Source organism: Asticcacaulis sp. (assembly GCF_047605585.1).
Classification (GTDB): domain Bacteria; phylum Pseudomonadota; class Alphaproteobacteria; order Caulobacterales; family Caulobacteraceae; genus Asticcacaulis.
On sequence record NZ_JASGFK010000013.1, the window covers coordinates 57,459 to 69,895 of the forward strand.

General features: G+C 56.5%; 10 protein-coding genes. 9 read left to right on the forward strand and 1 reads right to left on the reverse strand.

Features of this window, described 5'->3' with window-relative positions; genetic code table 11:
* Positions 1-54: 54 nt before the first annotated feature.
* A complete protein-coding gene (locus QM647_RS18775) occupies positions 55-1,047 on the reverse strand; it encodes an AAA family ATPase (RefSeq protein WP_414997091.1) in 993 nt (330 codons plus the stop codon).
* Between the two features lie 140 nt (positions 1,048-1,187).
* Between QM647_RS18775 and QM647_RS18780 the strand changes: the two genes are divergently transcribed.
* The 9 genes from QM647_RS18780 to QM647_RS18820 all read left to right on the forward strand — a co-directional run bounded on the left by QM647_RS18780 (position 1,188) and on the right by QM647_RS18820 (position 12,341).
* A complete protein-coding gene (locus QM647_RS18780; RefSeq protein ID WP_414997092.1) occupies positions 1,188-1,442 on the forward strand; it encodes a hypothetical protein in 255 nt (84 codons plus the stop codon).
* The gene (locus tag QM647_RS18785) at positions 1,439-1,858 is read left to right on the forward strand and encodes an OB-fold nucleic acid binding domain-containing protein (RefSeq protein WP_414997093.1); all 420 of its coding nucleotides are present in this window, start codon (positions 1,439-1,441) and stop codon (positions 1,856-1,858) included. Before QM647_RS18780 ends, QM647_RS18785 begins: the two co-directional genes overlap by 4 nt.
* Before the next feature lie 115 nt (positions 1,859-1,973).
* Positions 1,974-3,038: a serine hydrolase domain-containing protein gene (locus QM647_RS18790; protein WP_414997094.1), complete on the forward strand. Its 1,065-nt coding sequence runs from the start codon at positions 1,974-1,976 to the stop codon at positions 3,036-3,038.
* 482 nt (positions 3,039-3,520) lie between these two features.
* Entirely contained in the window at positions 3,521-4,018 is a 498-nt protein-coding gene (locus QM647_RS18795; RefSeq protein ID WP_414997095.1) for an RNA polymerase sigma factor, read from the forward strand.
* Entirely contained in the window at positions 4,011-4,973 is a 963-nt protein-coding gene (locus QM647_RS18800; protein WP_414997096.1) for a FecR family protein, read from the forward strand. Before QM647_RS18795 ends, QM647_RS18800 begins: the two co-directional genes overlap by 8 nt.
* A 159-nt stretch (positions 4,974-5,132) precedes the next feature.
* Positions 5,133-7,973: a TonB-dependent receptor gene (locus QM647_RS18805; RefSeq protein ID WP_414997097.1), complete on the forward strand. Its 2,841-nt coding sequence runs from the start codon at positions 5,133-5,135 to the stop codon at positions 7,971-7,973.
* 72 nt (positions 7,974-8,045) lie between these two features.
* Positions 8,046-10,487, forward strand: coding sequence for a family 20 glycosylhydrolase (locus tag QM647_RS18810; protein WP_414997098.1), 2,442 nt, complete (start codon positions 8,046-8,048; stop codon positions 10,485-10,487).
* Between the two features lie 44 nt (positions 10,488-10,531).
* Positions 10,532-11,209, forward strand: coding sequence for an SGNH/GDSL hydrolase family protein (locus QM647_RS18815; protein WP_414997099.1), 678 nt, complete (start codon positions 10,532-10,534; stop codon positions 11,207-11,209).
* Positions 11,210-11,216: 7 nt separating this feature from the next.
* Positions 11,217-12,341 (forward strand): acyltransferase family protein, encoded by a 1,125-nt coding sequence (locus QM647_RS18820; RefSeq protein ID WP_414997100.1) that lies wholly within the window; start codon positions 11,217-11,219, stop codon positions 12,339-12,341.
* The last annotated feature ends 96 nt before the right edge of the window (positions 12,342-12,437 follow it).

Genomic DNA, 12,437 nt, shown 5'->3' on the forward strand with positions numbered 1-12,437 from the left:
CCGAGATTGATGTGAGGTAAATTGTAAGCAGCTGGCATCTGAGTCCTGGACGGCTTAGGTCGTGACTGAGAAGGCCTCCTGCATGTCACGACGTTCGTGTAGGCGTAGAACCACGCTGTGGCCGCTTACGCTGTCAAGCTCATCAAGAATTGCAATTTTTACCGCGTCCTCAGTCGCTTTTGCAATTTCAGATTGACTGAGTCGGGCGGCCGCTTCAACGATTTTTGGCCATGTGAAGCCCTTTGGTTTGAAAGGCTTCATTGCTGATGTGACAATGCGCTTAACGTCGGCGGCACTAGGCATATCAAATGAAAGCACGGCATCAAAGCGACGCAGTAAAGCGCGGTCCAGCAACTCCGGATGATTAGTTGCGCCGACGATCAGGCTGTCCGTCGACGCTTCTTCCTCCATGAATTGAAGGAACGAATTTAGGACCCGGCGCATTTCAGCGACATCATTGGTCGCGGTCCTCTGACTGCCTACAGCGTCAAATTCGTCAAATAGATATACGCCACGACGTTGCATCGTCTCGTCGAATACGAGGCGCAATTTCGCTGCCGTCTCGCCCATATAGCGGGTGATCAGGGTCTCAAGGCGAATAACGAATAGGGGGAGGCCGAGTTCACCAGCAATAGCTTCAGCGGTCATCGTCTTGCCTGAGCCCGGAGGACCGACAAAGAGTATACGGCGGTTGGGGCGCTTGCCGTGTTCGCGCAGCCAGGATCGCTTTTGCTGTTGCTTCAATAGATCCGTCAAGCGCGCTTGCAGCGTCTCATCGAGCACGACGTCTTTTAAGTTGTAACGCGGATCCCGGTGTGAGATCAAACCTTCCAGGGCACCGCGCGGGGCAGCGAAGGCAATCGCTACAGCGGGGGCCTTTTTAGACATCCGGGCCGACTCGACGGCCTCACGCAACGCGATTGCCGTCGATCTATGGCCTTGTCGTGCCTCAGATGCGGCGATCTGCAGAGCAATCGAATAAAATTGCTCTTCGTCGCCTTCTGCCTGGCTCTGCAGCATTGCAAGGATTTGTTTGGAGTTCGACACGGGTGCGCTTCTCGTTACTGATGACGTTCGTCACGCTGAATCAATATGCTTAAGGGAGCGTAACCGAACCGAACGCTATAGGCGAGTAAATTGTCATAATTACGGAGACTCAGTCAAAATCTGGCAGGATGCTGTCGGGCGTGTCCGGAATTGCTTTGCCGCCGGCACCGGCTAGGTATGCCATCCGGTCCCTTGGCGACGATGTTTTGCCGCTGCTCGATCTCCTGATCGGCGACGATGGCCGCAGTTTGTCCGAGGCCATTGAGACGCCGATCGAATTCAAGCGCATGACCGACGGCGCCCAGGTCGTGGCCGATTACAATAGCGTGGGCTTTAGCCGGACCGTTCATCCGGTCCATTTCCTGCGGGGGAACCTGAAGGAACGGGCTGGGTGACCTGTAAGGAGGCCATGGGCTCCAAGGACAAGCGTTATGTGTCGGTCGCAGGCATGGTCAATGTCCGCCAGCGACCCGGTTCCGCCAAGGGCGTGATCTTCATGACCATCGAGGATGAAACCGGCGACGCCAATGTCGTTGTTTGGGAGAAGGTGGGTGAGGAGTACAAGCAGGCGGTCTTCGGCGCCAGTTTGGTGCTGATCACCGGCTATATCCAGCGGGAAGGGGAGGTGGTCCACCTCATCGCCCGGTCGGCCGTCGATCTCTCGCATATGCTGGCCAGCGTCGGCGGGTGTGACGATCCGCTAAAGCCGCCCCATCAGCCGGGAGATGAATTCCGGAACGGCGGGCCAGGCGTTGACCCGCGGGTCGCGAGGCAGGCACGGATCGAGCATAGAAGCCGGGATTTTAAGTGACGCTTGCCTCCGACATCTGCGATGTTCTGACCATTGTCACCATGTTACCATTAATTAAGTTGTATCGGCGCCCCGCCGTGCGTCCTATTGGCCGTCTTCACGAAAGCGAACGGTCATGCTCAGGCGCAGCTTTATTACCGGATTGGCGATGGCGGAACTGCCACTCGGGGCTACAGCCAGGACTGCGGATTTCGAGAGCCATATACAGCCGTTTCTTGCCGAGGGGTTTAATGGCACGGTCGCTCTTGGGCGGCACGGCAAAATTCTATATTCGGCAGCTTTCGGTATGGCCAATGCCGAGACCGGACAGAAATTGTCCAGACGCAGTCGATTTGAAACCGGATCCGTTTCCAAATGGTTGGCCTCGATCATCGTCATGAAACTCTGCGACGAAAGGCGCTTGTCGCTTGACCGGCCCATAAGCGAATATCTGCCCGACTATCGGAGAGATTTGGGCCAACAGTTGACCTTACGCCACTTGCTGACCCATAGCAGCGGTTTGCCAAACCAGATCGATCCGGCGCGCAAGTCCGATCCTGCTATAAAAACTGTCGAATTGGACCAGATGAATGCGGTGCGGCGGTATGCTAGCGGCGACCTCGCATTTAAACCGGGTTCAGCGTGGGATTATTCGCATTCCAACTGGATTCTGGCCAAGGCAGTCGTGGAACGGGTTAGCGGAACGTCCTATGCCCAGTTGGTTGAACAGATCATCATCAAACCTCTGAAACTTCGAGATAGTGGCATTTTCCATGGCGACTCTAGCGATATTCCGCACATGGCTATCGGGTATCAAACCCTCTCGCCCGCACCGTTGCGAAAACCCAGCGCGATACTTGACTATATGGCAATGGCGGGAGGCTTTTACGCTAGTGCAGAGGATTTGGTAAGAGTCATGGCCGCGGTTCTGGGCAGCAGGATCTTGCGGTCCGACACAGTGCAGGAACTGATGCGGGTGGAAATGCCGGATCAGCACTACGCATTGGGGCCGCACCCGCATCGAAACCATCGGGGGCAATTGCGTGAGTCGGCGTGGGAGGACCGCTCCAATAGCGGTTTCCGCATGGTAGCGCGTCAGGTCATCGCTGATGGCAATAGCGTCGTGGTAATGAACAACACCTGCTTCGACTATATGCGGCTCGGTGCCTTGGCTAGCACTCTTCTGGACGGATGTTACTGAACAAAGATCGATGCGATCACTGCCCTATTGCATTGAATGCGCAATCTCGTTTTTACGGGACTGCGGAACAGGGAAGTTAAAGTGAGGCAGGGTGCAAACAGGTAGGAGCGCGGTGCTGGACAGGTTGGTTGGACCAGCTTCGGATAAACCCGACATTTACTGGCTTCGGCCTTTTGGCCATAAGCGACAATCGCAATGTTGCGTCAATAGCAACAAGCGGACGAAGCGTCACGAATTTGGGTGGTCCAACCGGCAAATGGGCCTTCAAGTTTGGAGGCGATGTTATTTCGTAGTTTGAAATTTCATTTAAGAATAAATTTTCGCAAATCGACGGAAGTGGATCGCTCGATTCTCTATGATCGTGAATAGACTGCCCAACAATTCAGGAGGCGCAGATTACGCAAAGCCGAAGCGAGATCGTCGCTTGGGTGGGGAGTCATATCGTTCCCCACGAAGCACGATTGCGTCTATGGCTCAGGGGGATGTCCATTTCAGAGGACGAGGTGAATGACATTATTCAGGATGCTTACGTTCTCATAGCACGCTTGGATAGTGTCGCGCACATCCGCGATGGAAAATCTTATTTCTTTCAGACGGCCAAATCCGTCTTCATTCAGAAAATTCGGCGCTCACGGATCGTGCCGATCGGACAGCTTACTGAAATTGATGCGGCCAGCCTGAGTGACGAAGGCCCCGATCCTGAACGGCGCCTGAGCTCCCGGCAGGAACTGGAGCGTGTCAGGCGGCTGATTTCCGGTCTGCCGGATCGATGCCGGACCATTTTTGAGATGCGGCGTATTCACGGCTTGCCTCAAAAGGAAATCGCCAAACGGCTTGGCGTCAGTGAAAATGTCGTGGAAATGCAGGCGGTGCGAGGATTGAAACTGATCCTGAAGGCATTGGAGACGGTTGATCGCGGTGAAGGGGCCGCCAAGAGGCGAAAAACGGAGACCAGATTTGAGGTCGAAAATAATGGATGACAGGGCGCCGGATTATTCTGCGGAATACTGGGCCATACGCCTTGAATCCGCTCCCCTTGATATCGACGAACAGGCGGCCCTTGCAGCCTGGTTGGCCGAAGACGAGCGGCATGAGGGGCGTTTGCTGCGCGCTCAGGCGACGCTGTCCTATCTCGATCGGGCGCGCGCACTATCCGGTGCTGTTTCAACCACCGCCAATACGAACATGCGCCGTCGCTTTTTCACTTTGGCAGCTGGGACTTTGGCTGCCAGTCTGGTCGCAGGTTTCGTTGCCTTTAGACCACGTGAAAAACAGATCGTCACGGAAATAGGTGAAGTGCGTCAAGTGCCATTGGCGGATGGATCGACGGCTACTGTTAATACGGCATCGAAGGTCGAAGTCCGTATGGAAAAAGCGGAACGGGTCATCAAGCTGGCGGACGGAGAAGCCTGGTTCCGTGTAGCCCATGACAAGACGCGTCCTTTCATAGTCGAGGCGGGCGATGTGCGTGTGCGCGCGATCGGCACGGCCTTTTCAGTGCGCAGGCGTAATAACAGCGCGGATGTCCTGGTAACTGAAGGGGTTGTTGAAACCTGGGTCGTCGGCAAGGAGGATCAGGCCATTCGAATGGCGGCGGGATCAAAGGCCTTCGTGTCGCGTGACGCTGGTGAAATCGCCGCGATACCTGCCGCGCATGAGATTGACCGTTCACTGGCCTGGCGCACGGGTGAGCTGGCGCTTGATGGAGAAACGCTCGAATTCGCCGTTGATGAACTCAATCGCTACAATACGAAGAAACTGGTCATTGACACGCCTGAGCTGGGACGTGAGCCACTCGTCGGTTATTTCCGTACTAATGAGCCGGCCAATTTCGGTCACGCGGTATCTGTGCTGATAGGGGCGCGCGTGACAGACGATGGTAATGAAATACATTTGTCAATGCCAATTAAGGACCACATTGAATCCAATTCCTGATTTTTTTCATTACCACATGACGGAATTGTGACGCTCAGTCCTCTAAGTGTCAGGACCGAGCGGGTCTGGTGCAAGTTCAAGGAGAGCGTACTGATGGGGGCTTTTGGTAAGGTGGGCGTGAAGCCGTGGCTATTGGGATCTGCAGCGGCAGCGGTATGTATGGCCGTTGTGACTCCGGTCCTGGCCCAGACCAGAACCTTTGATGTGCCGGCCCAGCTAGCGGCCCAGGGCATTCCTCAGTTTGGCAAGCAGGCTGGTATCCAAATCCTGGCCAGTGCCACAGCGGTTGCGGACAAACAAACTAACCAGGTGAAGGGCGACTATACCGTTGAGGATGGTTTGGCGAAGCTTCTCGAAGGGACGGGACTGGAGGCGGTGCCCGACGCATCTTCGGGCATAATGGTGGTCCGCACGGTTGCTTCGGAGGTCGCGACCACTGAGATTGTCGTAAAAGGGATCAAGCGCAGTCTGCAGAAATCCGCAACGGCGAAGAAAAATTCCAATGAGATCGTTGAGGTCGTGTCGGCGGAAGACGTCGGCAAACTGCCGGGCACCAGCATTGCGGAATCTCTGGCGCGTCTGCCCGGTGTGGCGGCGCAGCGGGTCAATGGCCGCGCGGAATATCTCTCGATTCGTGGCATGGATCCGCAATTTGGCATGACTCTATTGAATGGTATGGAAATGGTCAGCACCGGCGACGATCGGTCTTTCGAATATGACCAGTTCCCTGCAGAACTGGTTAATTCTGCGACCCTTTACAAGACGCCGGACGCTGCCCTGGGCACGATGGGACTAGCCGGAACCGTCGATATCCGTACGTTGAACCCACTCGACTTCCACGGTCGCAAGATCACGGTGAATGGTAGCATTGAATACAACTCCTTTGGCAAACTGGTACCTGGCACGCAGGGCGACGGTGGGCGCTATAGCTTCTCCTATATCGATCAGTTTCTCGATGGTAAACTCGGTGTGGCAGTGGGCTATGCCCATCTGGATAGCCCGACGCAAAAGAAATATTTCAACCCCTGGGATTACGGCATTGGCAGTGATCTGGGCGTCGAGGGGGCAGGAGATGTCTATACGTTCGATGGTTTTGAGACTGGAGTTCAGACCACGCAAAGCGTGCGCGACGGTCTTCTGGGCGTTGTCCAATATAAGCCTAATGACGTCTATTCGTTCAAGATCGACATCTTTCATTCGCAATTTGACGAACGCATGAGCGGGGTTGAGTTGGATGGCGTCACGGCTAACTGGGCGACTGGGACCATTGCTTCGACCACGGTAGACGGCAATACCAATATTGTGAGCAATGCCAGTCCGATTATTACCACTCGTCAGGACGTGCGTCGTGACACCATCAATGCCATCAACTGGAGCAATACCTTGTCATTGGGACAATGGACATTGCGCGGTGACATCGGCTTATCGCATGCCCGTCGTAATGAATGGGTGGGCGAAGCCTATATGATGTCGGAAACGCCGGTTGATTTCAGCTTCAGCGTCCCGACCAGCCTGAGTGGATTCAGCACGGTCTCTACCGACACCGACTTTGCCGACACATCGCAAGTGATGCTGGCCACCGCTTGGGGCACGTATGCGGGGGCAGCCTATGCCTCCCAGGCCTATGTAACGGATGGCATGACGACCGCTCGACTGTCGGCGCGACGATTTGTCGATCTGGGTGTGTTTAGCGCTATCGAATTTGGCACCATGTATAGCGAACGTAGCAAGGAGCTTGAATATAGCGGCGTCATATATGATCTGTCCGATGGTTCGGATTGTCTGAATGGACTTTTGTGCCAGTCCATTCCGTCCAACATCAACTTCTATACTGTGGATATGGGCTTTATCGGCCTGTCGAACCTGATCGGGTTCGTGGTTCGTGACGCCCTCAACAGTGGCGCCTATGTTGCCAATACCGATGTGGCCAAGGACCCGGCCTGGAACTGGGGCGTTGCTGAAAAGGTAACGACGGGCTTTGCTAAGCTGGATATCCATTCCGAGCGTCTGTTGCCCGTCCGCGGGAATCTAGGCGTGCAGGTCGTTCACACCAAGCAATCGGCCACCGGCCTCTATATCGACTCTAACGGCGATGCCAGCCCTGTTGAGGGAGGTGCGGACTATACCGATGTCTTGCCGAGCCTGAACCTGACGAGCGAACTCGGCAATTCAACCTATTTGCGCTTCGGCGCCGCAAAGGCGCTTTCCCGCGCCAATATGACGGATATGCGGGCCGGTATCACCGCGGCTGTCAGCTCGACCGATCATAAGTGGTATGGTGATGGCGGCAACCCCGAACTGAAGCCGTGGCAGTCCTATGACTACGACCTGTCTCTTGAAAAGTATTTTGGTAAGACTTCGTATGTCGCGCTCGCGGCCTTTTATAAAGACATCACGCGCGGCATTGTCTCCAAGAGCATTGCCTATGATTTCTCAGGCTACACCAATACCTCTGGCGTTGAAGCCATCAGCAATACCGGCACCCTGACGACTCTGGTGAATACGACGGGAGGCAAGGTGCAGGGCTGGGAATTGAGCTGGACACTCGACGGAAGCCTCATCAGCCCCAAACTCGATGGTTTCGGCATGACCGGCAGCTTCGCCAATACGCACGTCAAGGCGAATACCGATGATGACGGCGTGGTTGTGGGCACACTCATGGAAGGGCTGTCGAAAAATGTCTGGAACGCCAGCCTGTACTATGAAAAGCACGGCTATCAGGTGCGCATAGGCGAACGTTATCGTTCGGGCTACAGCGCCAGCCGCCATGATGCTTTCCGATATGTTACTGAAACCATTCGTCCGGAAACGATCATGGATGCGCAAATCGGTTATACCGTTAAGACCGGGCCATTGGCGAATATGACCATCCTGCTGCAGGGGCAGAACCTGACGAACGAACCCTATGTGACGACCCAGACGGTCAATGGCCAGACGGCACTCAATCAGTATCACGAGTTCGGCCGTCAATACCTCCTAGGCGTCTCCTACTCCTTCTGACTTGTGACAGACGGCGGTTTCCGGCTGAGGAAACCGCCGTGACTCATCGACAGAAAAGCAAGGAGGCACGCTGTGGCAAAACCCTATATTCGTAAACTGATCGGCCGGATAACCCTGGCGTCGGCCCTGATCGCGATGAACGCATTCGCGGCACCGGCCCCCGAAGTGGCGAAACTGAGCCTGAACTGGCGCCCGCTTGAGGTGCAGGGCGAGCAGACGCGCGCGGCGCTGACCCTAACCAATACGGGTGAAGCGCCGCTGGGCTTGGCCGGCTGGTCGCTTTACCTCAGCTCGATATCCGCCATCGAACCATCCCAACCGGGAGATGGCGTAGATATCAATGCTGTGGCGGGTCCACTTTACCGGCTGCGTCCGGCAGCGGGGCAGGGGGCGCTGGCGCCGGGCGCGTCCGTGGTTTTCTATCTCGAATATCCCGAAATCATGGTCATGACCGACAAGGCGCCGGCCGGGCCTTATCTGGTTTATGACGATGCCCCCGGCTTGGGGGTGCCGGTGAAGGACTATCAGGCCTCTCCATTGTCGCGGGCGGCGCAGGTGGCAGGGGCGCCCGCCGGTTTCGCATCGGCAGTGACACCGGAAGCCCTTTACGCCCGCTATGCTGACACAGCGGATATTGCCCTGGCTGATCTGCCGCCGGTTTTTCCCTTGCCACTGAGCTATCAGTATGGCGAAGGCCGCTTGAATATCGCCGGCGGTGTCAAGGTTCACGCTTCGACGGCATTGGCGGCGGAAGTCGGTTTTGCGCGCGACCTTTTGCGCACTGGTGGCGTGCCTGAGACGGAAAAGGTTTCGCTCGTGCTTACGACCGGACCGGTGAAGGGACAGACGTCGCCCGAGGCTTACCATCTAAGTATCGATTCAAAGGGAAGCATCCAAATTTCGGGCGCTTCGGCGGCGGGTGTCTACTACGGACTGCAATCCTTGCGGCAGATGATCGGTGACGATGCCGCCGATTTGCGCGTCGTGGAAATCACTGACGCGCCCCGTTTCGCCTATCGCGGCCTCCTGATAGATGTGGCGCGCAACTTCCAGAGCCGCGACAAGGTGTTGGAGGTCATCGACCTGATGGCGCGTTACAAGCTCAATACCCTGCACCTGCACCTGACGGATGATGAAGGCTGGCGGATCGAGATACCCCAACTACCCGAACTCACCTCTGTCGGCGCCGTGCGAGGCGTTTGCGTGCCGGGCGACTGTTTGCCGTCCGCCTACGGCTCGGGACCTGACGTGGCTGATCCGCATGGCTCCGGTTACTATACCGGTGCCGATTACATGGCCATTCTGCAATATGCCCAGGCGCATCATGTCGAGGTCATCCCGGAAATCGAGATGCCGGGTCATGCCCGTGCCGCCGTTATGGCCATGGCGGCGCGCGCCCGGCGCCTGGAGGCGGTGGGAGATCCCCATGCGCAGGATTACAGGCTCAACGATCAGTCGGACCAATCGGTCTATCACTCGGCCCAGGGCTATTCGGACAATGTGATCAATCCCGGTCTGGAGTCGGTCTACCGCTTTATCGATACCGTAGCGGGTGAACTGGTTGCCCTGCACAGACAGGCGGGTGTGCCGCTGCGCACACTTCAGGTGGGCGGCGATGAACTGGCCGATGGCGCTTGGGAGGGTTCTCCACAGGCGCAAAAAGCCATGGCAGGTGGTGTGACGGCCGATCTGTGGGAGAACTATTACAGCCGTGTGATCGCCATTTTGGGTCGTTACGACGTCAAGGCGGCAGGCTGGGAGGAACTGGGTGAGCGTAAAACCCGTTCCGGCGGCGAAACGCGGATGACGATCAATCCGCAGTTTATCGGCAAGCTGCATAATCTCTATGTCTGGAATAATCTCGGTGGATCCGAGGACCTGGCTTACCGTCTGGCCAATGCGGGCTATGATGTTGTGCTCGCGCCGGCGACGAATCTCTATTTTGACATGGCTTATAACCGGGATGCGGCCGAATACGGGCATAACTGGGCGGCCTACACCGATCTGGAAGACGTGTATGGCTTCGACCCGCTGCACATGACTGGAACGGATGCTGCCGGAACCACGGGGCTAACGGCGGTCGGACAGACCCATGTTTCTGGTCTGGAAGGGACGATGTTCTCGGAAACCATGCGCGCGTCATGGCGTATCGACTATATGCTGATGCCGCGCATGCTGGGGCTGGCTGAACGCGCCTGGTCGTCGGGACAGACCACAGGGGGCTGGTCCGTGTTCGCTAACCAACTCGGCAAGCGGGTTCTACCCGCGCTCGATCGTGACCGGCCAGACCTGGCCTATCGCCTGCCGCCGCCCGGACTGCACGTTGCGGACGGCCAGGTTTGGACCAATGCGCAGATGCCGGGACTCAGCCTGCGCTATACGACGGATGGCAGCGTCCCCACAGTGGACAGCCCGTTGGTTACGGGCGCCATAACCGACAAGGGCACCGTTACCGTGTCCGCCTTTTCACGCACTGGCCGGGCCAGCCGTCCTTCCAAGATTGTCAATCCATGAGGCCTGCCATCATGCTCGGACGAGTTGCAGCCCTTTCCCTTTTGATGTCTGGCTTTATGCTGGTCATGCCGGGTGTGGTGCAGGCGGATGACAGCGAACAGGACTGGCCGAACCTGTCGGCCTATCGCCAGCGCGACGCTGATCTTATCGCGCAGGCGCCTGTGCCACATCGTGTCGTTTTCATGGGCGATTCCATCACCGAAATATGGGATCGTGACCATCAGACCCTGTTTGCCGATCCTAATCATATCAATCGCGGCATCAGCGGTCAGACAACCGCGCAGATGCTGTTGCGGTTCCGGCAGGATGTCATCGACCTGAAACCGGAAGTCGTGGTCATACTGGGCGGCACGAACGATGTCGCCGGGAATACCGGTCCGGCAACCGATGATATGATTGCGGGCAATATCGCTTCGATGGCCGAACTAGCGCGCGCACATGGCATACGCGTCGTCATGGTTTCGATCCTACCCACCGATCATTACTGGTGGGCGGAAGATATCCATCCGGCGCAACGGATCGTCGGGCTGAATAGCCGTCTGCGCGCCTATGCGGCACAGGCGGACATTCCCTTTGTCGATCTGTATAGCCTGATGGTCGCCGATGGTGGGGCTATTCATCCGAAATACAGCGCGGATGGCGTTCATCCCAATGTCGCCGGTTATGCTGTGATGAACGCGCCTGTCCTTGCGGCAGTGCGCCGCGCCGCTTCTGGAAAGTAGTCCCCTCATGAGCTTGCCTTCAAACCGCTATCTGGCTGTGGATGTTCTGCGGGGGCTGACGGTCGCGCTGATGATCGTGGTCAATATGTCGATCAGTGAAACCCTGTCTTTCGGGCAGTTACTGCATTCGACCTGGAACGGTCTGACGGCCACCGATGTCGTTTTCCCGACCTTTCTGTTCGTGGTCGGGGCTTCAATGGGCTTCGCGCAGGAACGTTATGCGGCGCAAGGCTTAGGCCATTTTGCCCGCAAGGTCGGCACCCGTGCAGCGCTGATTTTCCTGCTGGGGTTTATTGTGTCCAATTTTCCGTTCCTAAGGATAGTGGATGGACAGATTGTCTGGACCGGCCTGCATGACCTGCGCATCATGGGTGTCCTGCAACGCATTGCCCTGGCCTATACCATAGCCTCACTGGTCACGGTGAGGGGCAAGGCACCCGGTGCGTTGATCTTCAGCCTGGTCGTCCTAGTTTTGAACGTCATTGTGCCCGCCCTGTTCGGGAATGGTACCCTGGCTGGCAGCGCGGCCCTCAAACTGGACCTGTTCGTGTTTGGGGCGTCGCATTTGTATCAAGGGGATGGCGTGCCCTACGACCCTGAAGGGCTCCTGGGCACCTTGCCGTCTGCGGTGAATGTGCTGGCAGGATATATGGCGATCCAATACCTGCGCCACCACGCCGTTGGGCGGTCCCTGACAGTGCGGGATCTCATTTCGCCGGCCGCCTTTGGCGCGGCGCTGATCTTGCTAGCGGTTGCTTTGCAAGGCAGCCTGCCTTTAAATAAGAAGCTCTGGACCTCGACCTTTGTGCTCTGCACGGTCGGTATTGATCTGATCGTTCTGGCCGCCCTGGTTCTGTCGCTTGATATCTGGAAACTCAGAGGTGATGTCAGCGGCTATTGTGAAGTCTTCGGTAAGAATGCGTTGGCGATCTATATGATGGCAGAGCTTCTGATGTCCGTAGCCTGGACAGTGATGGTCGTTACAAAGCCTATGTTCATGTGGATTTATGACGAAGTCTTTGCTGCGATTGGCACAAAATGGGCGTCACTTGTTTATGCACTCGTATTCATGCAACTTTGTTGGAGCATTGCTTGGATACTCGACAAGAAAAGAGTTTATATACGTCTTTAATTGCCCGATTCAGTATCTATTTCGCGATCGAGTTTGTCCCGATTTATGGAATGGTCCGCCCCTCCCACTCGGCGTTATGATGACGTAAGCATAGGA

Coding starts and splice junctions, on each gene's coding strand:
- QM647_RS18790 (WP_414997094.1), top strand. CDS start 1,974: ATGCTCAGGCGCAGCTTTATTACCGGATTGGCGATGGCGGAACTGCCA.
- QM647_RS18805 (WP_414997097.1), top strand. CDS start 5,133: ATGGCCGTTGTGACTCCGGTCCTGGCCCAGACCAGAACCTTTGATGTG.
- QM647_RS18820 (WP_414997100.1), top strand. CDS start 11,217: ATGAGCTTGCCTTCAAACCGCTATCTGGCTGTGGATGTTCTGCGGGGG.
- QM647_RS18795 (WP_414997095.1), top strand. CDS start 3,521: ATGTCCATTTCAGAGGACGAGGTGAATGACATTATTCAGGATGCTTAC.
- QM647_RS18800 (WP_414997096.1), top strand. CDS start 4,011: ATGGATGACAGGGCGCCGGATTATTCTGCGGAATACTGGGCCATACGC.
- QM647_RS18815 (WP_414997099.1), top strand. CDS start 10,532: ATGTCTGGCTTTATGCTGGTCATGCCGGGTGTGGTGCAGGCGGATGAC.